The organism is Paraburkholderia fynbosensis, from assembly GCF_902859935.1.
Taxonomy (GTDB): Bacteria; Pseudomonadota; Gammaproteobacteria; order Burkholderiales; family Burkholderiaceae; genus Paraburkholderia; species Paraburkholderia fynbosensis.
Genome location: NZ_CADIKI010000001.1, coordinates 328,613 through 354,184 on the forward strand (window position 1 = coordinate 328,613; position 25,572 = coordinate 354,184).

31 protein-coding genes, 2 tRNA genes and 1 pseudogene are annotated in these 25,572 nt (G+C 63.7%); 15 read left to right on the forward strand and 19 right to left on the reverse strand.

All coding sequences use genetic code 11. The features are described from left to right. Window positions 1-62: 62 nt before the first annotated feature. The gene (locus HV770_RS01425; protein ID WP_175157755.1) at window positions 63-1,094 is read right to left on the reverse strand and encodes a sulfate ABC transporter substrate-binding protein; all 1,032 of its coding nucleotides are present in this window, start codon (window positions 1,092-1,094) and stop codon (window positions 63-65) included. A gap of 307 nt (window positions 1,095-1,401) precedes the next feature. Between HV770_RS01425 and lexA the strand changes: the two genes are divergently transcribed. The 3 genes from lexA to HV770_RS01440 all read left to right on the forward strand — a co-directional run bounded on the left by lexA (window position 1,402) and on the right by HV770_RS01440 (window position 3,225). Beyond that, entirely contained in the window at window positions 1,402-2,052 is a 651-nt protein-coding gene (gene lexA / locus HV770_RS01430; protein ID WP_121318467.1) for a transcriptional repressor LexA, read from the forward strand. Between the two features lie 61 nt (window positions 2,053-2,113). Continuing rightward, a complete protein-coding gene (locus tag HV770_RS01435) occupies window positions 2,114-2,458 on the forward strand; it encodes a hypothetical protein (protein ID WP_175157756.1) in 345 nt (114 codons plus the stop codon). Between the two features lie 161 nt (window positions 2,459-2,619). Further along, complete coding sequence (locus HV770_RS01440) at window positions 2,620-3,225, forward strand: DUF2939 domain-containing protein (RefSeq protein WP_175157757.1); 606 nt, start codon at window positions 2,620-2,622, stop codon at window positions 3,223-3,225. A gap of 61 nt (window positions 3,226-3,286) precedes the next feature. Here HV770_RS01440 and HV770_RS01445 read toward each other — a convergent pair whose 3' ends face one another. Beyond that, complete coding sequence (locus tag HV770_RS01445) at window positions 3,287-3,751, reverse strand: universal stress protein (protein ID WP_168665134.1); 465 nt, start codon at window positions 3,749-3,751, stop codon at window positions 3,287-3,289. A 273-nt stretch (window positions 3,752-4,024) separates the two neighbouring features. On the opposite strand from HV770_RS01445, the gene nodI reads away from it, so the two are divergent. After that, window positions 4,025-4,939, forward strand: a complete 915-nt coding sequence (gene nodI, locus HV770_RS01450; protein ID WP_175157758.1) for a nodulation factor ABC transporter ATP-binding protein NodI — start codon at window positions 4,025-4,027, stop codon at window positions 4,937-4,939. 47 nt (window positions 4,940-4,986) lie between these two features. Further along, entirely contained in the window at window positions 4,987-5,814 is an 828-nt protein-coding gene (locus tag HV770_RS01455) for an ABC transporter permease (RefSeq protein ID WP_175157759.1), read from the forward strand. Window positions 5,815-5,946: 132 nt separating this feature from the next. Here the strand turns inward: HV770_RS01455 and HV770_RS01460 are convergent, their stop codons facing one another. Together HV770_RS01460 and HV770_RS01465 are read right to left on the reverse strand one after the other, a co-directional pair. Beyond that, the gene (locus HV770_RS01460; protein WP_121318486.1) at window positions 5,947-6,369 is read right to left on the reverse strand and encodes a hypothetical protein; all 423 of its coding nucleotides are present in this window, start codon (window positions 6,367-6,369) and stop codon (window positions 5,947-5,949) included. Between the two features lie 564 nt (window positions 6,370-6,933). Continuing rightward, window positions 6,934-7,986, reverse strand: coding sequence for an NADP(H)-dependent aldo-keto reductase (locus HV770_RS01465; protein WP_175157760.1), 1,053 nt, complete (start codon window positions 7,984-7,986; stop codon window positions 6,934-6,936). A gap of 142 nt (window positions 7,987-8,128) precedes the next feature. On the opposite strand from HV770_RS01465, the gene HV770_RS01470 reads away from it, so the two are divergent. Then, window positions 8,129-8,341, forward strand: coding sequence for a DUF3820 family protein (locus HV770_RS01470; protein WP_042323893.1), 213 nt, complete (start codon window positions 8,129-8,131; stop codon window positions 8,339-8,341). Between the two features lie 215 nt (window positions 8,342-8,556). Further along, complete coding sequence (locus HV770_RS01475) at window positions 8,557-8,802, forward strand: hypothetical protein (protein ID WP_175158018.1); 246 nt, start codon at window positions 8,557-8,559, stop codon at window positions 8,800-8,802. Window positions 8,803-8,928: 126 nt separating this feature from the next. On the opposite strand, the pseudogene HV770_RS38370 reads toward HV770_RS01475, so the two are convergent. Then, window positions 8,929-10,496 (reverse strand): annotated as a pseudogene (locus tag HV770_RS38370) (sulfotransferase family protein); the annotation flags it as partial. Window positions 10,497-10,791: 295 nt separating this feature from the next. On the opposite strand from HV770_RS38370, the gene HV770_RS38375 reads away from it, so the two are divergent. Beyond that, window positions 10,792-11,130, forward strand: coding sequence for a hypothetical protein (locus HV770_RS38375; protein WP_246290665.1), 339 nt, complete (start codon window positions 10,792-10,794; stop codon window positions 11,128-11,130). Window positions 11,131-11,249: 119 nt separating this feature from the next. Here the strand turns inward: HV770_RS38375 and HV770_RS01485 are convergent. Further along, a tRNA-His gene (locus HV770_RS01485) sits at window positions 11,250-11,325 on the reverse strand. An 89-nt stretch (window positions 11,326-11,414) separates the two neighbouring features. After that, on the reverse strand, window positions 11,415-12,416 hold the full coding sequence (gene dusA, locus HV770_RS01490) for a tRNA dihydrouridine(20/20a) synthase DusA (protein ID WP_175157761.1): 1,002 nt from the start codon (window positions 12,414-12,416) through the stop codon (window positions 11,415-11,417). A 395-nt stretch (window positions 12,417-12,811) separates the two neighbouring features. On the opposite strand from dusA, the gene HV770_RS01495 reads away from it, so the two are divergent. After that, window positions 12,812-13,078: a hypothetical protein gene (locus tag HV770_RS01495; protein WP_175157762.1), complete on the forward strand. Its 267-nt coding sequence runs from the start codon at window positions 12,812-12,814 to the stop codon at window positions 13,076-13,078. Between the two features lie 287 nt (window positions 13,079-13,365). On the opposite strand, the gene HV770_RS01500 is transcribed toward HV770_RS01495, so the two are convergent. Then, window positions 13,366-13,608: a DUF6566 family protein gene (locus HV770_RS01500; protein WP_175157763.1), complete on the reverse strand. Its 243-nt coding sequence runs from the start codon at window positions 13,606-13,608 to the stop codon at window positions 13,366-13,368. Window positions 13,609-13,749: 141 nt separating this feature from the next. Beyond that, window positions 13,750-13,944 carry a hypothetical protein gene (locus tag HV770_RS01505; RefSeq protein ID WP_175157764.1) on the reverse strand — a complete coding sequence of 65 codons (195 nt, stop codon included), beginning with the start codon at window positions 13,942-13,944 and terminating at the stop codon, window positions 13,750-13,752. Between the two features lie 410 nt (window positions 13,945-14,354). On the opposite strand from HV770_RS01505, the gene HV770_RS01510 reads away from it, so the two are divergent. Continuing rightward, window positions 14,355-14,618: a hypothetical protein gene (locus tag HV770_RS01510; RefSeq protein ID WP_175157765.1), complete on the forward strand. Its 264-nt coding sequence runs from the start codon at window positions 14,355-14,357 to the stop codon at window positions 14,616-14,618. Between the two features lie 15 nt (window positions 14,619-14,633). On the opposite strand, the gene HV770_RS01515 is transcribed toward HV770_RS01510, so the two are convergent. The 4 genes from HV770_RS01515 to ssuD are packed head-to-tail and all read right to left on the reverse strand — an operon-like array spanning window position 14,634 to window position 18,001. Continuing rightward, a complete protein-coding gene (locus HV770_RS01515; RefSeq protein ID WP_008922916.1) occupies window positions 14,634-14,849 on the reverse strand; it encodes a TOBE domain-containing protein in 216 nt (71 codons plus the stop codon). Between the two features lie 47 nt (window positions 14,850-14,896). After that, entirely contained in the window at window positions 14,897-15,919 is a 1,023-nt protein-coding gene (locus HV770_RS01520) for an ATP-binding cassette domain-containing protein (protein ID WP_175157766.1), read from the reverse strand. Then, complete coding sequence (gene ssuC, locus HV770_RS01525; RefSeq protein WP_175157767.1) at window positions 15,916-16,785, reverse strand: aliphatic sulfonate ABC transporter permease SsuC; 870 nt, start codon at window positions 16,783-16,785, stop codon at window positions 15,916-15,918. Before ssuC ends, HV770_RS01520 begins: the two co-directional genes overlap by 4 nt. A 55-nt stretch (window positions 16,786-16,840) precedes the next feature. Then, complete coding sequence (gene ssuD, locus HV770_RS01530) at window positions 16,841-18,001, reverse strand: FMNH2-dependent alkanesulfonate monooxygenase (RefSeq protein ID WP_175157768.1); 1,161 nt, start codon at window positions 17,999-18,001, stop codon at window positions 16,841-16,843. A gap of 501 nt (window positions 18,002-18,502) precedes the next feature. Here ssuD and HV770_RS01535 point away from each other — a divergent pair. Next, window positions 18,503-18,928, forward strand: coding sequence for a hypothetical protein (locus HV770_RS01535; RefSeq protein WP_121318511.1), 426 nt, complete (start codon window positions 18,503-18,505; stop codon window positions 18,926-18,928). Window positions 18,929-19,081: 153 nt separating this feature from the next. Here the strand turns inward: HV770_RS01535 and HV770_RS01540 are convergent, their stop codons facing one another. Together HV770_RS01540 and HV770_RS01545 are read right to left on the reverse strand one after the other, a co-directional pair. Next, window positions 19,082-20,218, reverse strand: a complete 1,137-nt coding sequence (locus HV770_RS01540; RefSeq protein ID WP_175157769.1) for an enoyl-CoA hydratase/isomerase family protein — start codon at window positions 20,216-20,218, stop codon at window positions 19,082-19,084. Between the two features lie 46 nt (window positions 20,219-20,264). Next, on the reverse strand, window positions 20,265-21,170 hold the full coding sequence (locus HV770_RS01545; protein ID WP_175157770.1) for a TetR/AcrR family transcriptional regulator: 906 nt from the start codon (window positions 21,168-21,170) through the stop codon (window positions 20,265-20,267). A gap of 133 nt (window positions 21,171-21,303) precedes the next feature. On the opposite strand from HV770_RS01545, the gene HV770_RS01550 reads away from it, so the two are divergent. Continuing rightward, on the forward strand, window positions 21,304-22,302 hold the full coding sequence (locus tag HV770_RS01550) for an NAD-dependent epimerase/dehydratase family protein (protein ID WP_175157771.1): 999 nt from the start codon (window positions 21,304-21,306) through the stop codon (window positions 22,300-22,302). 119 nt (window positions 22,303-22,421) lie between these two features. Here HV770_RS01550 and HV770_RS01555 read toward each other — a convergent pair whose 3' ends face one another. Then, window positions 22,422-22,706 (reverse strand): DUF1488 family protein, encoded by a 285-nt coding sequence (locus tag HV770_RS01555; RefSeq protein WP_175157772.1) that lies wholly within the window; start codon window positions 22,704-22,706, stop codon window positions 22,422-22,424. 200 nt (window positions 22,707-22,906) lie between these two features. Then, complete coding sequence (locus HV770_RS01560; RefSeq protein WP_175157773.1) at window positions 22,907-23,170, reverse strand: hypothetical protein; 264 nt, start codon at window positions 23,168-23,170, stop codon at window positions 22,907-22,909. A 265-nt stretch (window positions 23,171-23,435) separates the two neighbouring features. On the opposite strand from HV770_RS01560, the gene HV770_RS01565 reads away from it, so the two are divergent. Then, window positions 23,436-23,627 carry a hypothetical protein gene (locus HV770_RS01565; protein WP_121319474.1) on the forward strand — a complete coding sequence of 64 codons (192 nt, stop codon included), beginning with the start codon at window positions 23,436-23,438 and terminating at the stop codon, window positions 23,625-23,627. Between the two features lie 72 nt (window positions 23,628-23,699). Then, on the forward strand, window positions 23,700-24,092 hold the full coding sequence (locus HV770_RS01570) for a hypothetical protein (RefSeq protein WP_175157774.1): 393 nt from the start codon (window positions 23,700-23,702) through the stop codon (window positions 24,090-24,092). 120 nt (window positions 24,093-24,212) lie between these two features. Here HV770_RS01570 and HV770_RS01575 read toward each other — a convergent pair whose 3' ends face one another. Together HV770_RS01575 and HV770_RS01580 are read right to left on the reverse strand one after the other, a co-directional pair. After that, on the reverse strand, window positions 24,213-24,545 hold the full coding sequence (locus HV770_RS01575; protein WP_425497361.1) for a DMT family transporter: 333 nt from the start codon (window positions 24,543-24,545) through the stop codon (window positions 24,213-24,215). Between the two features lie 10 nt (window positions 24,546-24,555). After that, on the reverse strand, window positions 24,556-25,053 hold the full coding sequence (locus HV770_RS01580; protein ID WP_175157775.1) for a heme-degrading domain-containing protein: 498 nt from the start codon (window positions 25,051-25,053) through the stop codon (window positions 24,556-24,558). 268 nt (window positions 25,054-25,321) lie between these two features. Here HV770_RS01580 and HV770_RS01585 point away from each other — a divergent pair. Continuing rightward, a tRNA-Met gene (locus HV770_RS01585) sits at window positions 25,322-25,398 on the forward strand. The last annotated feature ends 174 nt before the right edge of the window (window positions 25,399-25,572 follow it).

Here is a 25,572-nt window from a genome sequence, read left to right on the forward strand (position 1 = left end):
CGCGCCCGGGAAGTGGCGCGCCGCCGCGCCGGTGCATCGATGCCGGTTAGGGCATCGACAGGTTATTGAGGCTGGTAGATCGAGTCGAACACACCGCCGTCGGCAAAGTGCGTCTTCTGCGCATTGGCCCAGCCGCCGAACGAATCGTCCACCGTGTATAGCTTCAGCTTCGGAAACTTCGCGGTCAGGTCGGCCGGCACCTTGTTCGAACGCGGACGGTAGAAGTTGCGCGCGGCGATCTCCTGGCCTTCCTCGCTATACAGGAAGTTCAGATACGCCTCGGCCAGCTTGCGCGTGCCGCGCTTGTCGACGACCTTGTCCACCACCGCCACCGGCGGCTCGGCCAGAATGCTCACCGACGGCACGACGATTTCAAACTTGTCCGGACCGAACTCCTTCAGCGACAGGAACGCTTCGTTTTCCCACGCGATCAGCACGTCGCCGATGCCACGCTGCACGAAGCTGGTAGTCGCGCCACGCGCGCCCGAGTCCAGCACACCGGCGTTCTTATACAGCTTGCCGACGAATTCCTTCGCTTTCTGGGCATTGCCGCCCGGCTGATGTTCCGCGTACGCCCACGCCGCGAGGTAGTTCCAGCGCGCGCCGCCCGAGGTCTTCGGATTCGGCGTGACGATCGACACACCCGGCTTGGTCAGATCGTCCCAGTCCTTGATGTGCTTCGGGTTGCCCTTGCGCACGAGGAACACGATCGTCGACGTGTACGGCGACGCGTTGTCCGGCAAGCGCTTTTGCCAGCCCTTGTCGAGCAGCCCCTTGCCGGCGAGCGCATCGATGTCGTAGGCGAGCGCGAGGGTGACGACGTCCGCCTGCAGGCCGTCGAGCACCGAGCGCGCCTGCGCGCCGGAACCGCCGTGCGACTGCTTGAAGGTGATCGTCTCGCCGGTCTTCGTTTTCCATTCCTTGCCGAACGCCTGGTTGACCTCCTGATACAGCTCGCGCGTCGGGTCGTAGGAAACGTTCAGCAGCGTGGTGTCGGCCGCATGCGCCGGTGTCATCGCGCCGGCCGCGCCGAACGCGAGCGCCGCGATGAATTGCTTCGTTTTGCGAGCCAGCCCCGTGTGTCGATGATTCATGTCTTTCTCCGCGTGTGGTGCGCTGAAACCAGCGTGGTGTTGTTCTGCGTCGCGGTCACGTGCACATGAGCGGCAACTGGAAGGCAGTCTATCGAAGCCCTTTCATCATTAAAAATAATGTTTCTTCATTCTTTAATACGCAAAAGTGGTAATGACAGCTGGATAAGGCGTTGCGGCAGGAAAACGGGTGCTTTAACGCCGATCACGAGCGCCGCGGCGGCACCCAGGGTCACGAACTTAAAGTAAAGCTTGAATTGCGCCGAATACTGTATAAAAATACAGTCACCTGTTCATACATACAGTGGCCATGACAAAACTCACCGCACGACAGCAGCAGGTTTTCGATCTGATTCGCCGGGCGATCGAACGCACCGGCTTCCCGCCCACCCGAGCGGAAATTGCCGCCGAGCTGGGCTTCAGCTCGGCCAACTCGGCAGAAGAACATTTGCGCGCGCTCGCTCGCAAGGGTGTGATCGAACTCGCCGCCGGCGCGTCACGCGGTATTCGCCTGTTGGCGGGCCCGGAAGATTCACCGCATCAGTTCACGCTGCCGCACTCGAGCATCATGCAGCTATCGCTGCCGCTGATCGGCCGGGTGGCTGCCGGCAGCCCGATCCTCGCGCAGGAACATATCTCGCAGCACTTCGCGTGCGATCCGGCGCTGTTCTCGAGCAAGCCCGACTACCTGTTGAAGGTGCGCGGGCTGTCCATGCGCGACGCGGGCATCTTCGACGGCGATCTGCTCGCGGTGCAAAAGAAGAGCGAGGCGAAAGACGGTCAGATCATCATCGCCCGGCTTGGCGACGACGTCACGGTCAAGCGCCTGAAGCGTCGGCCGAACGGCCTCGAGCTGATCGCGGAGAACCCCGATTACGAGAACATTTTCGTTGAAACCGGCAGTGCGGAATTCGCGCTGGAGGGCATCGCCGTGGGGCTGATCCGCCCTGGCGAGTTCTAAGCCACCGCGCCTGTTCGCTTAATCCCACGCCGCATCAACACTGCATCGCCTGGAGAGACTCATGGAACGCCTTGCCCGCCTGCTGCCCTTTCGCCAGTTCGGCCGTTTGCGCCATTTGCGCAATCTGGTGCCTTGCTCATTGATCGAAGCACCGGCTCAGGACTGCGCGTCGCTGTTCGACGCGCCCGCTGATACAGCGAGCCTGCCGTCGTCGTTGCCGGCGTTTGCCCGTGTGTCGTTGAACTCCGGGTTGAATACGGCGGAGCCTGCACGGCGCGCGCCGGTGCGCGTCTATCATGGACCGTCGCGACTGATCATGGTGGGCACGGTCGACGCGGTGTGCCGCATGATCGACCGTTGCATTGCCGATGAAGCCAATGTGCATGGTGCGGTCTTCGAATCGTGAGCGTGTGTGTCATGCGCAGGAAATAGGCCGCACCGTGCCTCACGCATCGCGGTTGTCGTGCTCGCTTTTCAGACCTGCTGTTCGGATATTTGCATAGAATGGGATTGTTTTTGCGGGGCCGTAGTCCACGTTAAATCCAATCTGATCGGGAGTTCCATTCGATGACAGGTCCGACACGAACCAAGGGCGCCGCCACCCGGCCGCTGCTCATCACGCTGGTTGTAGTCGTAGTGATTGCGGCACTCGGGTTTGTTTACGCGTCACCCTATATCGCGCTGAATAATCTCAAAAGCGCGGCAGATGCGCGCGACGCGCAAACCGTCAATCAATACGTGGATTTTCCCGCGTTGCGCGACAGCCTGAAGGAGCAGATCGCAGGCATGCTGACGCGCCGGCTGGACGCGGATAACGACAGCAAAATGGCCACCATCGGCGCGATGATCGGCGTGACGCTGATCGGTCCGCTGGTGGATTCCTATGCGACACCAGACGGCGTCGCAGCCTTACTGAATGGCATGCCGCCGCGCGGCGATCCTGGCGAACATCCGCCTGCCGCAGCCACGCAAACGCCTGCCTCTCCCGCCGCTGGCGACACCCCCACCCCCGCAACGGCCCCGGCATCTCGGCAAACCACGGCAGGCTATCGCGGCCTCAATGAGTTCGTCGTCACTTACCGGCGCGGCGAAGCCAACGCGCACTACTCGGCGGTCTTCCGGCGCGAAGGTTTGTTCACGTGGAAGCTCGCCGCGATCAATCTGAACGAATGACCGGCCGGCCGTCACGGCCAGCCACTCGCTCCATACGCGCGTCCCTACGCAGCGAGCCGCATCAAGCCGCGGCTTGCTGCTGCTCCTGCGCGGAAGAACACGCCACCAGAATGCTGCATGACACGCGATCGAGCAGCGGCGTGTTGCCTGCCCCCATCCACCATCGCGACAAGCCGGTGCGGCAGCGATGTCCTACCACCACGAGATCGACATGCAGGTCATTGGCGAGGTTCGCAATCTCGTCGATGGGATGACCGAACGCGAAATGCCCTTGCGCGTTCACACCGCGTTCGGTGAGCCAGTCCACCCCTTCCTGCAGGATGTCGCGCGCGGTTTTTTCGAAGCTGCCGCAGGCCACATCGGTCAGCAGACCCGCGCTTTGCGCAATGCTGGAGCGCATGTCCACCACGGACAGCAGATGCGTTTCGGCCTTCAGGTCCAACGCGAGGTCGGCGCCGCAACGCAGCGCTTTGCGGCCTTCGCGCGAGCCGTCGTAACACAGCAGAATTTTTTGGTAGCTCGCCATGGTTTTCTCCCTTCGCGCGGGAAGCGCGGTCTGAATGAATCATGGTGCGCCGCAATTCAGGTTGCAAGGGATGGAAAACGCTAAGTGCGCGGGCCGTGCGCCCTAAACCGGTGCGCGCGGGCTTGTCCGGGCTTAGCAGTGGTTTGGCAAACGGATGCGGCAGTGCAAAACCCGGCCTCCGAATCGCTATCTGCCTGCCGACGTCAACCTGCCGATGCCCTAGAATAGGCGGCCTTCCCGGCCATTCGCGTTTCCCGGAGCCTCGATCGAGTTATGCCTGAAGCCGCCATTGAATTCCACCAGGTCAAGAAAAGCTACGGCGAGAAAACGGTCGTCGATGGACTGTCGTTTCATGTCAACGCCGGAGAATGCTTCGGCCTGCTCGGCCCGAACGGCGCGGGCAAGACGACCACCTTGCGCATGCTGCTCGGCATCGCGGCACCCGACGCCGGCGCGATCCGCCTATGCGGCGAGCCGATCCCCGGCCGCGCGCGGGTCGCGCGGGCGCGTGTCGGCGTGGTGCCGCAATTCGACAATCTCGATCCCGACTTCACCGTGCGCGAAAACCTGCTGGTGTTCGGCCGTTACTTCGGCCTGAGCGCCGCGCAGTGCCGCGCGATGGTGCCGTCGCTGCTCGAATTCGCGCGGCTCGAAAGCAAGGCCGATGCGCGCGTGAGCGAACTGTCGGGTGGCATGAAACGGCGTCTGACGCTGGCACGCGCGCTCGTCAACGACCCCGACGTGCTGATCATGGACGAGCCGACCACCGGCCTCGATCCGCAGGCGCGTCATCTGATCTGGGAACGGCTGCGCTCGCTGCTCACGCGCGGCAAGACGATCCTGCTGACCACGCACTTCATGGAGGAAGCCGAGCGCCTCTGTCACCGGCTATGTGTGATCGAAGAAGGCCGCAAGATTGCCGAAGGCGCGCCGAGCGAGCTGATCGCATCCGAGATCGGCTGCGACGTGATCGAGATCTTCGGTCCCGATCCGCTTGCATTGCGCGATGAACTGGCGCCGCTCGTCGAACGAACCGAGGTCAGCGGCGAGACGCTGTTCTGCTACGTGAACGACGCGCAGCCGGTGCATGCGCGGCTCAAGCAGCGCGCCGATCTGCGCTATCTGCACCGGCCGGCGAATCTGGAGGACGTGTTCCTGCGGCTCACGGGCCGCGAGATGCAGGATTGAAGACACCGCCGCCGCCGAAGCCATCACGACACCGCACGAGACACGCAATGGACGCACGCACTTACGAAACCCCTGGCGACACGCCGTCGAAACAGGAGCCCTTCGCCGCCTTTCCGGCCAACGCCGTCAACTGGATTTCGGTATGGCGCCGCAACTATCTGGTCTGGAAGAAGCTCGCGCTCGCGTCGATGTTCGGCAATCTCGCCGATCCGATGATTTATTTGTTTGGCCTCGGCTTCGGACTGGGGCTGATGGTCGGACACGTCGACGGCGTGTCGTACATCGCGTTTCTGGCGGCGGGCACGGTGGCGTCGAGCGTGATGATGTCGGCGAGTTTCGAGTCGATGTATTCGGGCTTCTCGCGCATGCACGTGCAGCGCACGTGGGAGGCGATCATGCATACGCCGCTCACACTCGGTGACATCGTGCTGGGCGAGGTGATCTGGGCGGCCAGCAAGTCGATGCTGTCAGGTGCGGCGATTATGCTGGTGGCGGGCGCGCTCGGCTACGCAAATTTCCCGTCGATGCTGCTGGCGTTGCCGGTGATCGTGCTGACCGGGCTCGCGTTCGCGAGCATCGCGATGGTGGTGACGGCGCTCGCGCCGTCGTACGACTTTTTTATGTTCTATCAGACGCTGGTATTGACGCCGATGCTCCTGCTCTCCGGCGTGTTCTTTCCCGCATCGCAACTGCCCGCGGCCGCGCGAGCGGTGACCGGCGTGCTGCCGCTCGCGCATGCGGTCGATCTGATGCGCCCGGCGATGCTCGGGCGGCCCCTCGACAACACGCTTTTGCATCTGACCGTGCTGGCGGCTTATGCGGTGGGCGGGTTTGTCGTGTCGGCGATTCTGTTTCGACGGCGGATGATGAAATAGCCCCCGCCTGTCGAATACATTGAATACGACGAATGATTTCAATAGCCGCACGTGGCGTGCGGCCTGATGGACCTGCGGCAACCCGAGGCGCGTCGGTGCCCGCATCCGCGCGCGCCTGAAAAACAATTGCCTTCAGTCCTCTTCGTCCGTCCACGGAATGTCGACGTCGGAGATGAACGCCACCGTCGCGAACGGGCCGCCATCCTGGCGCCCGATCTTGCCATCTGCGCGCTGCCATTCGACCCGGAACACCGTGCCCGGATCGTCGGCAATCAGGCGCACGGTCCGAACCTCATCGGGATCGGCTTCCTCGACCGGACCATCGAGCGAAACCTGCAGTTCCTGCGGCCACAGTCCATCGGCGGGATCGTAAATCTTGTCGCCATCGGGAATCAGCGTGAACGCTTCCACACCGATGGTCGCCGAAGCGTCGACGATCATCTTGCCCAGCGCGCGCAGCAAGGCTGTCGCCCGTGCCGAATTCGCCTGACGGATTGCCAGATCCCCGCGCGTGAGCGCCTGCTCGAGTTTTGGGTTTGTTTTTTGTTGCGCCATTCGATGTCCTGAGTCCTATCGCTCTGTTGTGTGCGGCGGGCACGTCGGTGGCCTGCCGCGCTCGATTTTTCGGGCTGAATCCTACCACTGGTGCCCCTCAGGGGGACTTCCTTCGGGCGTGCGCTGCAGCATTGCAGTACCCGCGGTCCGGTTCCTCCCGGTCGCCTCCGTCCACCTCAGTTTAGGTCGTGAATCGGGTTCCTGGAGGGACATTTGCCTGCCAGCTGGCGAACGCGGTCTTTTCACATGTGAGCACGCGCGACCGCTGCGCCGGTCACCGCCCCCTACCGGTGTGGCGATGACTAGCGCAAGCGTTGGCGTCGCTCGTGGCGATCCGGCTGCTCGATGCAAGCGCTCATCGCGTTCGCGCCCGGTGTGTTCAGGATGTTTGTTCTATGCGGAGGGCGGGAAGTTGGCACGCGCTTCAAGCGGCGGTGTGGGCGAAGCGAGGCAAACGACATCGCAGCCGCTCTGCGACCACGCCGGAGCGAGCTGCCACGTGGGTTCATGCCTCGCTCGAAACCACTTCGAACCAGGCTTGTCGACCCACGCTCGACGACCCCATCAAGGCGCCGGGTTCGGCTGCAATTCATGCTGCGCGTCGATCTCCGCAAGCACTTCCGGCGAAAGCTTCACCTCGGCGCTGGCGATGTTTTCCTTCAACTGATCGAGCGAGGTCGCGCCGATCAGATTGCTGGTCACGAACGGCCGGCTATTGACGAACGCGAGCGCGAACTGCGCGGGCGACAGGCCATGACGTTTCGCGAGTTCCACATAGCGCGTGGTCGCCTGAACCGCTTGCGGCTTGCTGTAACGCGCGAAGCGCTCGAACAGCGAGATGCGGGCGCCGGCCGGACGCGCGCCGCCTTCATACTTGCCCGACAGCCAGCCGAACGCGAGCGGCGAATAGGCAAGCAAGCCGATGTTGTCGCGATGCGCGTACTCGGACAGACCCGCTTCGTACGTGCGGTTCAGCAGGCTATACGGATTCTGGACGCTGACGATGCGCGGCAAGCCGAGCTTTTCGGCCGCGCGCAGGAACTGCGCGACACCCCACGGCGTTTCATTCGACACGCCGATGTGGCGCACCTTGCCCGCCTTGACGAACTCGGCGAGCACCGACAGCGTTTCTTCGATCGGCACGGTGTACGCGTCGTCGACCCACGGATAAGCGGGACGGCCAAACGTCATCGTGCTGCGATCCGGCCAGTGCAGTTGATACAGATCGACATAGTCCGTTTGCAGGCGCTGCAGGCTGCCGTCGAGCGCTTCGGTGAGGTTCTTGCGATCGAACTGATTGCCCTCGCCGCGAATATGGCGCGGGTTGTGCGGCTGACGCGCCGGTCCGGCGATCTTGGTGGCGAGCACGATTTTCTCGCGAGCGCTGCGATGCTGCGCGAGCCAGGTGCCGATATAGCGTTCCGTCGAACCCTGCGTTTCGGCGCGCGGCGGCACCGGGTACATTTCGGCCGTGTCGATCAGGTTGACGCCATGATCGAGCGCGTAATCGATCTGCGCATGCGCTTGCTGCTCGGTGTTCTGCTCGCCCCACGTCATGGTGCCGAGACCGATCAGGCTAACCTGCACATCGGAGTCGCCGAGTCTGCGGTGTTCCATCTATCTTGTCCTGTTGAATAGGTGAACGGAAAGCGCTGACGTTACCACGCCGACGCAATGCCTGCATCGAGGCTAGAATGCGAACCGGGCGGGCATCGCCCACTTTTTCGCACTCAACAGGCCACGCTTCGATCCTTCCGCGATGAATCCCGAACACCTCGAACTGCTGGTCACACGCGTGATGCCCTACGGAAAATATAAAGGCCGTGTGATTGCCGACCTGCCCGGCCATTATCTAAACTGGTTCGCGAGCCAGGGCTTTCCACCGGGCGAAATCGGCCGCCTGCTCGCCCTGATGCAGGAGATCGATCACAACGGTTTGAAGCCGCTGCTCGAACCCTTGCGCAAGCGCTGATAGCCGCGCGATGCGAGCCGGTTCGATTAAAGCGAAGCCGGATGAAAGGATCGGCGCAGGCTACGTGCAAGCCATGCAGGCGGTACAAATCTATACAGTCTTTTCTTGCGCCGCGCACTCGCGTGGACTTAAATCAGCATAAGCCATCGCGTCGTCGCGGATGGTCCGATGGCCCGCTTGAAGCTTCGCATCCGATCCCGCTTACCCGTCCGTCCATGCCCGAATTCAGTCTGCCCGCCCTGCTGGAATTTATCGGTCACGACCTCTCGCCCGTGCGTGCCGTCATCGTCTTTTTTCTGATCGGCTATCTGGTGGTCGGACTGCCCTTGCATTTTCGCCGGGGCGCTGCGTCGCGCGACATCTGGGGCACGGCCGCCGGCGTGACGATGGCTGCTATCTATGCGGCGTTCATCATCGGTGTGTACCCTGCGCTGCATCATTCGGGGCTGGTGCCGCATTAGCGTGCCTGGCATTGCGGGCTTCGCGCGATCGATGCGCTCGCACCGACACGTCGGCGTGACTGGCCCGGAAGACGTCGTGCGTCGGTACTCATACTCAGAGGCTAGCTCATCCAAAGCATCAGCCGCCATCAAATCCGGTCCAAGCCCCTCTAACAGTGGTTCGAGTAACGTCCGCCGCGGCTGGCAGCGACGCACCGAGCTCCGGTAAAGCGGACGCCGCACCTGCGCCGAACTCGCCGTGTTGACCTGACGCGCCGTTTGATGAAACGCAAGACAGCGATCGTCCCAGTCTAGCCCGCAATGCGCGAGCATCCGCTGCACGGTCGCTTCGAAATCGTCGATCATCTGCTCGTACTGGACCTCGATCATTACGCCTTCGGGCAGCGCGCTTCGCCAATGCGCCATCAACGCATCGTACGCACGACAGTAGCGGCCGAGTGCGCCGAGGTCGTAACCGAATGGCACGTCGTGAAAGAGCCGGGGAAAATCGACAGACAGGTTTGCAATGGCGAACGGCGGCTATGGATGAAGCGCGCGTTCGGCAGCGCCAGATGGATCAGCCCGACATTGATGAAATTGAACGGGCATTTGTCGGTAAAACGGCAGGGATGTGGCGCTGTACGTTGTGCGTCGTTGTCCAGCGAACCATGCATGCGATCTCGCGCCGCATTCTCCCTATCGCTCTGGCATTCAGGCAGCGCGCGGCGCATGAGTTCCAGATAGTCGGCCCCGAGCATGCGCAAGTGCGGCGCGCCCACGCCATGCAGTGCCGCGATGTCGATCCTCAGCGGATTGTCGGCGTCCCGGCGCAGGCACTGCGTCAGCGCTACGCCGAATTCCGTGCGCTCGCCCGCCCCGACCACCTGCGGATGGCTCACCAGGATCTGCTCGATCAAGGTCGAGCCCGGGGCACGGCATGCCGACGATAAAAATCGGCGCGGCCGACGGATCGCCAAGACGCGCGCCGCCGCGAGCGCGTCCGCGCTGTGCATCTGCGGCAACTGAGCGAACAGGCCGAGCGTTTCGGCTTCGATATAACGCACGCCGGCGCGATGCAACGCGTTGACTTCAGGATGTGATCGAACGACGCGTCGTGGCGGCCTACGCCGGACAATGCCTCGCCATATGCGAAGTGAAGCTCCGCCTGATCGGCCGGGCTCAGCGAAGCGGCGTCGCCGGCTAGCTGTTCGAGCGATGCGAACACGGGATCGTCTGCAGCGAGACGGCTCGTCTGCACGAAGTTGCGATAATAGAGCGGCACGCGCGGGGCGCCGTCGATCGCGCGATGGTATGCCTCATGCGCCTCGTCAAACTGGCCGAGCGCCTGCAGACAGTTGCCCATGTTGTCGTTCGAGCCGTCGGCGCCCGGGTTCAGTTGCACCGCTGCGCGGTACGCGTCCACGGCCTGTTCGAGCCGATGCATGTGCTCGAGCGGCCGGCCGAGTCCGTGATGCAAATCCACGTTGGACGGATTGCGCGCGAGCGCGTCGCGATAACGGTCGACGGCGTCCGGAAAGCGCTGCAACGCAGCCAGTGTCGCGGCGAGCCGTTCGTAATTGACGGCATCGGAGGGATCGAGCGCGGCACGCGGCTTCAAAGCAGGACAGCGCGGCGTGGAGTTCGCCACGCGCGATGCACGTCGCGCCTTCGACGCGTTTTGCTGACGCGGCAATCGGCGATGGATCGCGATCCATCGCCAGCGCGTGAGATTCGACGCGTGCATGGGGTGGGGATTCGGAGACGATTGTGTGAGCGGAAATTAGCAGGCGTCCCCTACAGTTGGTTTGCGAATAATTAACCAACTGTTACCGGCATGCGCATTGGTAAGGTGATGGAAGACTACCGCGATGGCTGGCCGCCATTGATTCGATCGCCAATAGGTGACTCACGGACGCGAGTTCGCTCGTGACGCATCGTAATGTGTGGACACAAATGCTTCTGAACTCCCTCGCAGGCGATTTTTCTCATGCTTAAACGAGGGAGAAAATCGTGAGCAGGCTAGTTGCATCGATCGCGCTGTCAGCGCTGGCGGCAGGTCTGACCGGATGCGCGGTTGCACCCGGATATGATTATGGCTACGCGCAGCCCTATTACCCTGGCTACGGATATGCGTACGGGCCACCGTATGTACCGGCTTATGGAACGGTAGGTATCTGGGGAGGCTGGGGTGGAGGCCCGTGCTGTTATCACGGTGGCCATTGGCATGGGCGCGGTGGTTGGCATGGCGGTGGCGGGGGCTGGCACGGCGGCGGGTATGGCGGATCGCACGGCGGTGGCACATGGAGCCGCGGTGGTGGCGGCAGTGGGCATGGGGGACATGGCCATTGAGGGGCGGTGCAGTGGTTGATTGACGCGGCTGGAGCGAGGTCACCAAACGAACGCCAAAACAAAAACGGCGTTGTGATTTCTCACAACGCCGTTTGCAAAACTCTACCGCTCGAATTCTTTGGGGTGGCTGATGGGGCTCGAACCCACGACAACAGGAATCACAATCCTGGACTCTACCAACTGAGCTACAGCCACCACTGACATCTGCTTGACTTGCCGGAAAAATCTGGCTCGTCGATGAAGAAACGAGATTATACGAACAAGATTTCCGTTTGCCTAGTCCTTTATTCAAAAATTTCGTTCGGCTCACGCAGATGCTGTCTTGCCTCGTCGAAGATGCTCAGATCGCGCGCGGCCAGGCGTTTGCTATCGGACAAAACGCGCCGCCAGCCACGCGCCCCTACCTCGCCGCGATAAAGACCGAGCGCATGGCGCGTGATCGCGCCAAGATATGTGCCGCGCGCCATTTCAGCGGCGCAATAGTCGATCAGCTTCGCTTCGACCTGCTCGCGCGTCAGCGGCGTTTGCGTCGAACCGTAGAAGCGCGCGTCGACCTCGGCGAGCAGATACGGGTTGTGATAAGCCTCGCGCCCGAGCATCACACCATCGACGTGTTGAAGATGGAACTCGACTTCATCAAGCGTCTTGATGCCGCCGTTGATGATGATCTCCAACTCCGGGAAGTCGCGCTTCAACTGGTACGCGTAGTCGTACTTGAGCGGCGGAATCTCGCGATTTTCCTTCGGACTCAGGCCCTTCAGGATGGCGTTGCGCGCGTGCACGACGAACACGTTGCAGCCGGCGTCTGCAATCGTGCCGACGAAATCGCGCACGAAGCCGTATTCCTCGACCGCATCGACGCCGATGCGGTGCTTGACCGTCACCGGCACCGAGACCGCGTCGCGCATCGCCTTCACGCAGGCGGCCACGAGTTGCGGCTCGTTCATCAGGCACGCGCCGAACGCGCCGCGTTGCACGCGCTCCGACGGGCACCCGCAGTTCAGATTGATTTCGTCGTAACCCCACTGCTCGCCGAGTTTCGCCGAACGGGCGAGGTCGTCGGGTTCGCTACCGCCGAGTTGCAGCGCGACGGGCGCTTCCTCGGGAGCGAACGCAAGATGGCGCGGCACGTCGCCATGCAGCAGCGCGCCGGTCGTCACCATCTCCGTGTAAAGCCACGTATGGCGCGAGATGACGCGATGCAGCGAGCGACAGTGGCGATCAGTCCAGTCCATCATCGGCGCCACTGAGACGCGGCGCGGGCTGGGGATTCGAGGTGAAGACATGGGGCAGCCAGATGGCGTGAATCAAAACGCCAATTTTACCGCAACGCGGGAAAGCGCCTGGTCGGGGCGGATAACTGGCTGTTGAGTGCTCATGTTCCCTGGCTTCCCGGCTTCGCTGGGGTCGCCAAGGCCGCCGCCTCGCCCAACCCAATAACCCGCCTGCGAACAAGCCTTTGGACTCCAAAACCGCTTGGTCATCAGGGCCGGATCGCCGCCGAGGCTTGTGCCGCAGGCCTCAGATGAATTATTCCGAAATCAGGAATAGTAATTTCAGTTTATCGGCACAAATTTTCGATAGTAGGGGTATACACTGCATTCCATCGACGTTGCAGCTACACCTCACCGGCCTGCGACGCCCTCCTGAAATGAAGTCGAAACGTTATCGGAGTCACACCATGAAGACCAAGCTCATCGCCGCCCTGCTGGTTGCCGCTTCTGCCTCGATCGCCGCCCCCGCTTTTGCTAGCGGCTACGGCCCGGCACCGTTCTATCGTCCGTCGGTCGGCGCACCGGCTTCGCAGCAAGGTCAGAACGCGCAAACCGTCGCGGCTGAACGCGCCAATAACGAAGCGAATGCCTACGGCGGCGTGAAGAACGTGTCGTCGCAATCGGGTACGCGTGAGCCGGTTTCCGGCCCGCAATCGGTTTTCTTCGGCCACTAAACACTCGCCGTCGAACCCGCTGCCTGCAAGGGCAGCGGCCTGGCTGGGCGCCGCGCATGCAGGACTGATGCCGGCGCCCAGTGGCGTTTACGGCCCAGCGTGCGAGGCGCCACGCGTCTGCGCGTCAAACACCCGCTCGTAAAAGCCGGGCCGATGATTCATCGAAACGATCGCGCTCTGCAATAGCGATGAACGCGGCGCCCGTCAGGTCCACAGCGCGCCGCCCGCTTCAGCAAGCATGGCTCGGCGGCAAAAGCCGAACATCCGAGTTCGCGGTATCCCCGCCACTATTTCGCCAGGCCCGCATCGATCAATTCCCGCGCCGCGTGAAAGCCGGCCTCGGCGGCGGCACGTTCGGTCGACCACAAGCTGTCGATATGCACGAGCTGCCAGTCGACCACCACGGTGCCCTCGCGCAGCACCCGAAAATGCGCCTTGACGCCCGTCAGCACCTGCTCGACTGCCACCTCGATGTCGTAGTCCTGATAGCGCTCCTCGTAGTCCCCCATGTCGAGGCCCTTCGGCTCCATATCCACCTCCATGAGTGCTGTATGAGTGCCCGTATGCCGCCCGTGAAATGTCGGCGGCGGGACCCCCGGCGTCCGGCGAGCGCGCGCACCGGTCCGCGGCACCCAGCGGCGCCTTTGCGGACTGCCCTTGCTGTCCGACGATCAATCGCAATCGCCGGAAAGATACTGCCGCCCGCTACAGGTGATCTGGACTTCCCCGCCCGTTTCGGCAACTAGGCCACCCGCCAGCAATTCCGCGGTGACTGACTGCGCGAGCTGCGGCGCCGGTTGACCGACGCCGACGTCGTTCAGACGCCGCAACGCTTCAACCGCTTCGGGACTCAATGATTTCGACATGGCCGTCTCCGGTCGGAATGTTCAATTCATCCTAGCAACTTTCGCAGACGTATGGAGGTGCGCGTCAACGCATAGACGTTGCGCGGCGGACTTTGGATAGAGGTATGGAGCTTGCTCGCCTGCTGCTGCCTACTCACCTTCATGACCGATGCCCTGCTGGCAGCCTCTACCATACCGGTCCCGGCAAGCGCGCATCACGCGAGCCGCCGGCACGCGGGAAGTCTTCATAGAAACGCTTCCCCCGTAAGCATTGCGGGCCGCGCGGGAGCGAATGTCGGCGTATCAGAGCGATGGGCGCCGAAGAGCGGAATGGGAGGACGGCACGCGCCGCCGGCGTCTGCACCGGGTCCATCGCCACAATTGGCGCCGGGGCATAACCACTAGGCAACCTCATCGCAGCGGAGGATCAAATGAAGCGAAGTAGATGGACAACGCTGGGCGCCGGCATCGCGCTCGCAGCGGCCACCGCAATCAGCATCACCCCTGCCGCATTCGCACAAACCGCGAAAACAGCGCCAGCGGACAGTAGCGCGTCGATGGCAAAACCGCCCGAAGCCGCGTCCGGCTCCGGCGGCTCGAGCAATCCCGACAACATGCCGATCAAACGTCCGCGCCAGCCGACCAACGACCGGATGATGCACGAGCCGCCCGCCAGCGGCGCGAACGCGAAATAGCGGCGGCTTTAGACGCTACAGGCGGGCGATTGACACCTCCGTCGACTTCACCAGCGCGACCACTTCGGAGCCGACCTTCAGTTCGAGTTCGTCGACCGAGCGCGTGGTGATCACCGATGTGACAATGCCGAACGGCGTCTCCACGTCGACCTCGGACACCACCGAGCCGCGGATGATTTCCTTGACCTTGCCTTTGAACTGATTGCGTACGTTGATTGCGGAAATGCTCATATCGAGTGACTCCAGAGATGCGGTTAAAACAGATCAGGCCAGCAAACTCAGATGGCCCAGCGGACGTCTGTCGGCCGCGTGAGACGGCCAGCGTCACGCGCGTCGTACGGGCGATCGGAGAGCGCGTCGTCGTTCGGCGCGTTCTTCAGCACGCGTTGCAACACGTGGTCTTCGAGCGCGGCGAAACCGGCCGACGCGCGCGCCCGCGGACGATCGAGCGCAACCGGCTGATCGAGTGCGATGCGCCCTTCTTCGATCAGCAGAATCCGGTCGCCGAGCGCCACGGCTTCATGCACGTCGTGCGTGACGAGCAGCGCGGTGAATCGATGCTCGCGCCACAGGCGTTCGATCAACGCGTGCATTTCGATCCGCGTCAGCGCGTCGAGCGCGCCGAGCGGCTCATCGAGCAACAGCAATTGCGGACGATGCACGAGTGCCCGCGCCAGCGCCACGCGCTGGCGCTGGCCGCCGGAAAGCTGTGCCGGCCAATCGTTGGCGCGTTCGAGCAGGCCGACTTCGGCGAGCACGGCGCGCGCATCTTCACGCGCGCTGCGGCCGAGACCTAGCATCACGTTGTGCAGCACGCTCTTCCACGGCAGCAGTCGCGCGTCCTGGAACATGATGCGGGTGTCCAGCGGGCCGCCGTTTTCGGCGCGCTTTTCGAGCACGCCCGCGCTGGTCTTTTCGAGGCCCGCGACGAGCCGCAGCAAGGTCGACTTGCCGCAACCGCTGCGGCCGACGATCGCGACGAAACTGCCGCGCTCGATCGACAGATCGAAATCGGACAACACCTTGCGCCCGCCGTACTGCTTGCCGACGCCACGCAACTGCACCGAGTAATCGGACGACGAACGGGACGCGCCGGGTGCGCCGTTGCGCGCGAGCGTGCCGTCGGTTTTTAGCGCGTCGCCCCGCGTCGTCGCTCGCGGCTTGCCGTGGGTCGAATCGGCATGCTCGAAGCCCGCGGCTTGGTCCGCGTCGTGATCGGCGATCCGCGGCTGCGCGATTTCGGCTTCGAGATCGCTGCCCGCAATCGCACCGAACGATGCCGACAATGTCGTTGCGTTCATGCTTTCGCTCCTCGTTGATAGGCCGGATGCCAGCGCAGCGACACCCGCTCCAGGCTCTTCGCAAGCACGTCGGCGAGTTTGCCGAGCGCCGCGTACAACAGAATGCCGACCACCACCACGTCCGTTTGCAGGAATTCGCGCGCATTCATCGTCATGTAGCCAATACCCGATTGCGCGGAAATGGTCTCGGCGACGATCAGCGTGACCCACATCAGCCCCAACGCGAAACGCACGCCGACGAGAATCGACGGCAACGCGCCCGGCAAAATCACGTGGCGGTATAGCGCGAAACCTCTCACGCCATAACTGCGCGCCATTTCGATCAGGTTGGCGTCGACCGATCGGATACCATGAAACGTGTTCACGTAGACCGGGAAAAACACGCCGAGCGCGACGAGAAACACCTTCGCCTGCTCCTCGATGCCGAACCACAGGATCACGAGCGGGATCATCGCGAGCGCGGGGATGTTGCGGATCATCTGCACGGTCGAATCGAGCGCGACTTCGGCGGGCTTGAACAGTCCCGTCGCGAGTCCGAGCACGAGACCGATGCCGCCGCCGATCGCGAATCCCGACACCGCGCGCCACGTGCTGACCTTCACGTCCGCCCACATTTCGCCGGACTGGATCAGCGACCACGCCGCCTTCACGACCGCGAGCGGTTCGGGCAGCACGCGCGTCGACAGGACGCCGCTGCGCGCGGCGAATTCCCACGCGAGCAGAATTACGAGCGGCGCGATCCATGGCGCCAGATGCGCGCCGATGCGGCGCAGCGCGCCCGCGTCGGCGCTTGCGTTCGCGTTGGCGTCCGCCCCCCCGTTTGGGTTCGCATCGCCGCGAGCCGCCCCCAGAGTGACTTGAGTCATGATGGTTTTCCTCATTGCTTGTCGAAGCTCGTCCGTGCCGGAGGCACCCGTGCGCTCAGCTCGCGCTCGCCGCCTTCGGCAGATAGTTGTTGCCGACGATTTCGCCGAACGGCCCCGACAGCGGACCATTCGAAACCTTGTTGCGGCGGTTCGGCAACAGCGGGAACACCAGTTCGGCGAAGCGATACGACTCTTCCAGATGCGGATAGCCCGACAGGATGAAAGTGTCGATGCCGAGCTCGGCATACTCCTTCATGCGCGCGGCGACCTGCTCCGGATTGCCGACCAGCGCGGTGCCGGCGCCGCCCCGCACGAGGCCCACGCCCGCCCACAGATTCGGATAGACCTCGAGTTCGGCGCGCCCGCCGCGCTTGCCGCCGTGCAGCGCGGCCATGCGGCGCTGACCTTCGGAGTCCATCTTCGAGAACGAGGCCTGCGCGCGGGCGATGGTGTTGTCGTCGAGCTTGCTGATCAGCTTGTCGGCGGCGGCCCACGCTTCTTCTTCGGTCTCGCGCACGATCACGTGCAGGCGAATGCCGAACCTGATCTCGCGGCCATGCACCGCGGCGCGCGCGCGAATGTCGGCGATCTTCTTCGCCACCGCCTCGGGCGGCTCGCCCCACGTCAGATAGGTGTCGATATGCTGGCCCGCCATGTCGTGCGCGGCCGGGGACGAACCGCCGAACCACAGCGGCGGATGCGGGTTCTGCACCGGCGGATATAGCGCCTTGCCGCCCTTCGAACGCAGATGCTTGCCTTCGAAGTCGATCGCGTCGTTGGTGTGCGACGCGCTGAGCAGCTTGCGCCAGATGTGCAGGAACTCATCGGTGATTTCATAGCGCGTGTCGTGATCGACGAACACGCCGTCGCCTTCCAGTTCGGCCGCATCGCCACCGGTCACGACGTTGATCAGCAGACGGCCGTTCGACAGACGGTCGAAGGTCGCCGCCATACGCGCGGCAAGCCCCGGCGACGAAAGACCCGGACGGATCGCCACCAGGAACTTCAACCGTTTGGTCGCGGCGATCAGGCTCGAGGCGACGACCCAGGCGTCTTCGCACGAACGGCCCGTGGGCAGCAGCACGCCTTCATAGCCGAGCGTATCGGCGGCGACGGCGATCTGCTGGAAGTAGTCGTAGTCCGCTGCGCGTGCGCCTTGGGACGTACCGAGATAGCGGCTGTCGCCGTGAGTCGGAATGAACCAGAACACCTTCATTTTGCTGCTCCTGCGTGTTCGAAACCGGGTTGAACGGCGACGATGCGGGAAGGGTCCGCGCACACGCCGGCCGCGCGCATCCGTCCGGCACGCGACCGGAGGGTGCAACGAGAAAGAGTGAGAAATGGAGCGTGGTGGCCGCGGGCTACGCGCGACAGCGCCGGCGCGCTTGCGCCATGCGGCGGGTGAAGATCGGCATCAGGCAGGACATCGCGACGGCTTCCCTCGACCAGACGTGCACATGACACGCTCGATTAACGGACGACGGCGCCAAACGCCGTCTGCATGAAGAAGCAGTCTATGGATCGGCGGGCGCCTTTTGAACGATTTTTTTTAGCTTAGGTTTTCCACTTTCGTGATTAGCCCGACGCTAAAGCATACGGGGTGTTGCGCTTTATGCACGCGGGAAACGGGGTACCCCTATATATAATGGCGCACATTTTCCAATAATCCGGTGCAGGCCACGCGAATGACGCCGCCTGTACCCTGGCGGTGCAATGCATGCAAAAACTCATCCTGCCGTTCGTCGCCGGTTTTCTGGCATCCCTGTTCTTTCACGAATCGACGCTGGCGCTGATGCACGCAGCGGGCATGATCGATCCCACCGGTTTTTCGACAGCGCCGTTCTTACCGCTGGAACTGCCTGAGTTCATCGCGAATGCAATCTGGAGCGCGTTCTGGGCCGTGCTGATGGCATGGCTGCTGCGCGTCGCACCGCACCGGCGCGCGCCGTGGGTACCGGCCTTCGTGTTCGGCGGCGTCGTGTTGACCGCGGCGAGCGTGTTCGTGATCGACCCGCTGCGCGGCATCTGGCCGAGCGGCAACATGCTGCCGCGCCTCGCGGTGGGGTTCGCGGCGAACGCCATGTGGGGCTGGGGCGCGCTGGTGTTCATGCGCGCGTTTATGGCGAGCGAAGACGAAGAGTGAGGGGCCTGGCGGAGAGTCGACTGCGGCGATACGCGCTGACACGCTGAAGGGTCGACTTGTAGTGTTGCGGGCTTTGCGGGTTTCACGCCAGCGCACTTGCAGGTTGATGCCCGCAACCATGCCCGCATAAACCCGTTCACTTCACTCCTCTCTTTAACCGCGCAAGTCACGCAACGGATGTTCGTCCGCCAGCCACGGGCTCTCGAACATTTTCTCCACGTCGGCCGCGCTCACGTCTTCAATGCGCGCAAAGCGCCAGCGCGGCGCGTTGTCCTTATCGATGATGCGCGCCCGAATGCCTTCGAGCGTGTCGCCCACGAGAAAGCTCGAGCGCGTCAGATCGAGATCGCGGCGCAGCACGTCGGCCATCGACCCCTCCCCGCGCGTCACCACTTCCAGCGACACCGCCATCGACAGCGGTGAGCGCTCACGCAACACGCCGATCATCTGTTCGGCCCACTCCGCTGCCTCGCCCTCATGGGCGCGCTCCTGTTCGAGCGACGCAAGGATCCGCGCGACATCGGGCAACGCGAAATGCCGGTCGATCAACACACGCGCGCCGGCCAGCGACGAAGCCTCCGGCGCTGGCACGACATGCTGGGCGAGCGCCGCCCGCTCGATGCATGCAACCACGTCCGCGCCGCGCTCGAACGGTTCGCTGCGCAACGTGTCGAGCAGCGCGGGCAATGCCGCATCGTCGAAATACACATCGGCGAGACCCGCGTAGAGCGCATCGGCCGCGCCGATCGTCTCGCCGGTCACCGCCAGGTAGCGGCCGATCGCGCCCGGCGTGCGCGCCAGAAACCAGCTCGCGCCGACATCGGGAAAGAGCCCGATGCGCGTTTCCGGCATCGCCATCTTCGTCGAGCCGGTGACCACGCGCAGGCCGCCGGTGCGATGCGCGCCTTGCGAGATGCCCATGCCGCCGCCCATCACGACGCCATTCATCAACGCGATGTACGGCTTCGGATAAGTGAAGATCGCGTGATTGAGACGATATTCCCCGGTGAAGAACACGTCGCGCGTGTCATGCTCGCCGCGCTGCGCCGACTCGTACAGAAACCGGATATCGCCGCCCGCGCAGAACGCGCGGGGGTGCGGGCTGCGCACGACGACGGCGAGCACGTCGGGATTGTCGCGCCACTGATCGAGCGCCGCGTGGATCGCGCGAATCATGCCGCTCGACAGTGCGTTCAGCGCCTTCGGCCTTTCCAGTTCGATGAAGCCGATGCGGTTGGCTATGTAAGTCGCGACTTCGTCGCTGACGGCGGGCGAGGCGGAGATGGACATGGCGTACGAGGCGCAGCGGCGCTGAGTGAAGTGGAACTGAACGTTATCACGCGCCCGTGGTTTTGCGCTTCGTGGCCGGACTGTGGGTCTTGCCTCGCGGCGCTTTGCCCGGCTTGCCGCCCGAGCCCGGCGACGACGGGGCACTGCCGCGATCGGCGGGCGATGTGGTCTGCATGTCTGCGGGTGGTTTCCTCCCCGCACCGGCCGTCCTCGCGACGCGGCGCGATGGCGAGGCGCCCGCTTGTGATGTGCCGAGCCAGGCGTCGAGTGCGATGTCCACCACCGTATCGAGCGGTGCGGTTGGAAACACCGGACACGTGAGGTTCAGCGCGACGATGCCGTGCAGGGTCGCCCAGAATGCCTCGGCCCACACAGCGGTATCCGTCGAAACCGGCAGGCGCCCCGCCGCTTTGAGTGCTTCAAGCGCCGCAATCATCAAGTGCAATGCAGTCGCGCCGGGGTCGGCGTCGGCGGTGGTGGCGGCTGCGTCGTCGCTCACCTCGCTAGCCGGCGGCGTCGCCGGTGCCATTGCGTTCGTCGCGGTGAGCGCCTTGGCCTTATCTGCAACCGAAGCTCCCGCGCCGGCCAGCGCCGCCCCCATATAACTCTGATCCTCCATGAAGATCAGTCGATACGTCTCCCTATGGGTGACGCCGAACGCAACATAAGCGCGCCCGAGCGCCTTCAACCGCTCAGCCGGATCGACGATCCCCGCGAGCGGCATGAAGGTCTCCAGCAATTGCGCATAGCCCTCCGCGCACAAGGCACGCGCAATCTCGTCGCGGCTAGCGAAATGCAAATACAGCGTGGCGGGTGAATATTCGATGGCGTCGGCGATCTTGCGCATCGAGAGCGCGGCGAAACCTTCACGCATGACGATGCGCCGCGCAGCATCGAGGATGCGTTCGCGCAGCGCCTGTTTCTGGCGGCTTTTTCGTTCGGTGATTCCCATGCCGGACATTTTCAGATTGACAAACTGAAAAGTCAATTTAAACTGAACACCGTTTACTGAACAGTGTTTAGTAAATTTTCAATCGTCATCTGAATGTGCGAGCGCGATTCGGCGCCGCCTGCGAGGAGTCGTCATGGAAGAGTCAGGGAAAGTGGGTTTGTTCGGCGCTGCGGGCGCGGCCGGTCGAATCATCGCGGCGGCTTTGAGCGCGGCGGGTCGTGACTACCGCGTCGTCGGCCGCTCGCGCGAGCCGCTCGAAGCGGCGTTCGGCCACGACCCGCGCGCCGAAATCGTCACGTGGAATCCCGACGACGCCGCGTCGATTCGCGCGGCGGCCGCCGGCTTGCAGACCGTGATCTACCTGGTCGGTGTGCCGTACGACCAGTTCGCCGCCCATCCGCCGCTGATGGAAAAAACGCTCGCCGGCGTCGTGGCCGCGGGCGTGGAGCGCTTCATCCTGATCGGCACGGTGTACCCGTACGGCCGCGCGCGCAGCAATCCGATCAACGAGGATCATCCGCGCGAGCCTCACACATTCAAAGGCCGGATGCGGCTCGCGCAGGAAAATCTCGTGCTGGCGGCGCATGGCCGGCACGGCCTCTCGACGCTGGTGCTGCGTCTGCCCGACTTCTACGGTCCCTGCATCGAGCGCAGCCTGCTGAACGGCGTGTTCGAGGGCGCTGCCGCCGGCAAACGTGCACAGATGATCGGCCCGCTGGACGTGCCGCACGAATTCATTTACCTGCCGGACATCGGGCCCGTGGTCGAGACGCTCACCCGCACGCCCGACGCCTATGGACGCTGGTGGCACCTCGCCGGCGCTGGCACGCTCACGCAGCGCGAAGTGGCGCGGCAGGCTTACGCGCTGACGGGCCGGGCACCGAAGCTGATGGTGGCCGGCAAGACCCTGCTGCGCGTGCTCGGCCTCGTCAATCCGCTGATGCGCGAGTTGGTGGAGATGAACTACCTGATGACCGAGCCGGTCGTGCTCGACGATTCCGCGCTGACGAGGCTGATCGGGTCGATCGTCAAAACGCCGTACGAGGAAGGGATCCGGCGCTGCGTCGAGGCCGCGCGCGACGCGGCATCGGCTCACGGCACGACGCAGCGAAGCGCCACGAAAACGGTTTGAATGGCGCAGCCCGCGCTGGGGCCGCGCATGCCAGCGAAACCGGCGCGGGTCGATCGGACTTTATCGTTACCGCGCGTTCGCACGAATGTGTCGCACGTATGAGGCGGGCAAGAGCCGGACTAGTCCGCCAGCTTACCGGGTGGGAAATGGCCGCTCCTGAGCAGCACAGGCGTGCCGTTGCTGATCTGCAAGTGCTCGCGCGCCACGGCCTCGATGCGCGGACGGCCGGCATCGAACGCGCGCAGCCAGCCTTCGCGGTCCTCCGTGTAGGCGCCGAAGTGGTCTTCGAGCGCTTCGACCGAAATCGCGCACGGAACCGGCTCGCCGTCCACCAGCGCGGGAAAGACTACGGTCAGATTGGAGCCGCGGTAGGCAGGCGCGTCCGCGGGAAACCGAATTTCCATGGTCGCCTCATCAGAAGGTTCCGGCACGAAGGCGGCGCCGGCCAGAACTGGCCGCGCGCCGCCAACCCCGCTATGGTACTCGTGCGGCCCGAGCGCGGTCCAGCGGGCTGCGGAGCTTTCTTCTGAGTTATCGGGCGCGATTTCGGGTGCGTTTTTTTGTGGGCCTGCAGCGGCGAGTTTGCCCGTATTCCGTGCTGGCATCAGTGTCCACCCAATAGACGGTCGACATAGTCGCGCGCCGCCTGTTCAACGAAAACCAGCGCGTCCGCCTCGCTGCCGAAGCGTTGCTCTCCGCCGAGATCCAGCAGCGTTTCCATCCGGCGCGGATCGTCCGGACCGTGTTCGGCGAGACTCACCGAACCGACGTAGGTGCCGCCCGCCTCCGGCGCATCGGTGGCCGGCACGAAGCGCGCGGCGGCGCTGATGTAATAGCCGCGATAAGGTCCGCTGACCCGTTCAGCCATAGTCTTCCTCCTCGTTGCGATTGATGGAGCGCGCGGCGCGCAGCGCGTCGGCCTGCGCTTCGCCGCAGGTCCGCAGATGCCGTCGCACGCATGCGCTTCTGGCAAACAGCCAGTAAGTAAGGCGCCTCGCGCACCGATAAGTTCTACCGGAAGCGTATCGGCCGTCGCTGCGCATTGCACTTGTTCGGGTCGTGCGGGTCGAACTTCGACATCGGCACGATCCGTGCTGCCGCAAGACGCGATTTTCGAGGGCGACGAGCGCAATATGGGAAAATATTTTCTACAGAACCAGGAACTGCCCGAGCCGGATGCGGCGAACAAGTGGTTTGCGTATGCCGAAAGCCACGGCATCGACATTCCGAAAGCCATCAGCATCTGGGAAGACGCGGCCACCGAAAGCGGCGCTGAAAGCCGCCGGCTGGTCAGCGCAGCGGGCATCACGATCGAGACGCCCTAGCTGTCGGCGCGCACGTCGCGTGGCGGCGTCGAGCCCACGAACCACCCGACCACCAGAAAGGAAATCATCACGATGCATTTTATGACGCAACTGCGGACTCAACCGCGCCGCGCCGGCCGCTTCCGATCCACTACCGCGCTCGCGCTGCTCCGCCGGGTTGCGCTGTCGGCCGCCCTGCCCGCCGCCGTGCTGCTGGGCACGGGTCTCGCCGGTTGCGCATCGTCGAACACGACCTCGTTGATCAACCTGCCGAACGGCCAGACCGGTTTCGCGGTGAATTGCAGCGGCGCCGACGCCGCTTCCAGTTGGGCCTCCTGCTACGTGCAGGCCGGCAACGCATGCGGCGCGACCGGCTACGAGATCGTGTCGAAAGATAACGACGAAGGCGGCACCGCGGGCGGCAGCATCACCAACGTCGTATCGGCCAACGTGAAAAACCGTTCGATGATCGTGCGCTGCAAGTAAGCGCCATCCCCAACGTTGGCGCCACTGAACGGCGGGCACCGACGTCACGCTCAACTTAGACCATGGCAATGCGGCGCACGAGATCCTGATCACCGGCGGACGCTGCGTCGCTTCGCTGGATCAATGCGCCTGCATCTTCGAGAAGATGTTCAACACGGCGACGCCGGCGACGATCAGTCCGAGCCCGATGATCGCCGGCACGTCGGGCACCTGGCGGTACAGCAGCAGCGCGACCAGCGTGATCAGCACGATGCCCGCGCCCGACCACACCGCGTAGACGATGCCGACGGGAATGCTGCGCAGCGTCAGCGACAGGCAATAGAACGCCACGCCGTAGCCGAGCACGACGATCGCCGACGGCAGGAGCCGCGAGAAGCCTTCCGAGGCTCGCATCGCGGAAGTCGCAACCACCTCGGCGACGATCGCGATGCCCAGCAATGCGTAGGGCGGCACCCGCATTGCATCAGACCTTGGCAAGCGCGAGCTTGCTGTAGTCGTGGCCTAGATGCGCGCACAGCGCCTCCACCACCAGTTCGTGATCGGCACGCTGCGGCAAACCGGACACGGTGATCGAACCGATCACCCCCGCGCCCGCCACCGTCAACGGAAACGCGCCGCCGTGGGCGGCGTATTCCGTGTTCGGCAAGCCGTGCTTGTCGGCGAGCGTGCTGCCCGCCAGTTGCATCTTCAGGCCGATCGCATACGAACTGCGGCGAAAATGCGCGACCGTGTTGCCCTTGCGGCGTGCCCAATCCACGTTGTCCGGCGTCGCGCCGCCGAGCAGGCTGAAGAACAGCGGCTGGCCGAAGGTGCGCACATCGATCGCAGCGGCGATGCCGCGCGCCTTCGCGACCTCGTGCAGATAGGCGCCAATTTGCCATGCGCGGTCGGCATCGAATTGAGGGAACACCAGGGCGTGTTCCTGAGCGGCAATCACCTGCAGATCGTGAGCGATATCCATGGGGTTCAGAGCAAGGTAGGAGTTGAGGCGCTCGCCGTTGTTCGTGGTCCGGCGTGAACGCCCAGCGAGCCGCGCAAAGAGAACCTGATTCTAGCGCAGCGTTCATGACGGTCTTTGCCGCATGCGACGTGGCCGATACGTGCGGCGACGTCGGATCCGCGCAAGCGGCGTATCGTGCAGTGCTCCGCGCCACGCGCGAAGTGAAGGCGATTCTTAAATAGCTGTTGCACTAGCGTAAGCTTTGCCCTATAATCTTTTCTTCGACGGACGCGGGGTGGAGCAGTCTGGCAGCTCGTCGGGCTCATAACCCGAAGGTCGTAGGTTCAAATCCTACCCCCGCAACCAAGAGCATCAACCGGTTGAAATCGTCGAAAAACATTGAAGGCTTGCCAAACCGGCAGGCCTTTTTTGTTTTGCGCTGCCGGCGGGCTCTTGCGCTGTGCATCCCGCACGTTCCCCCCGCGTGACTCTTTGTCTTTGCGCGATCTGCTCCAGATCCTCCACGCGCTACTACGCATC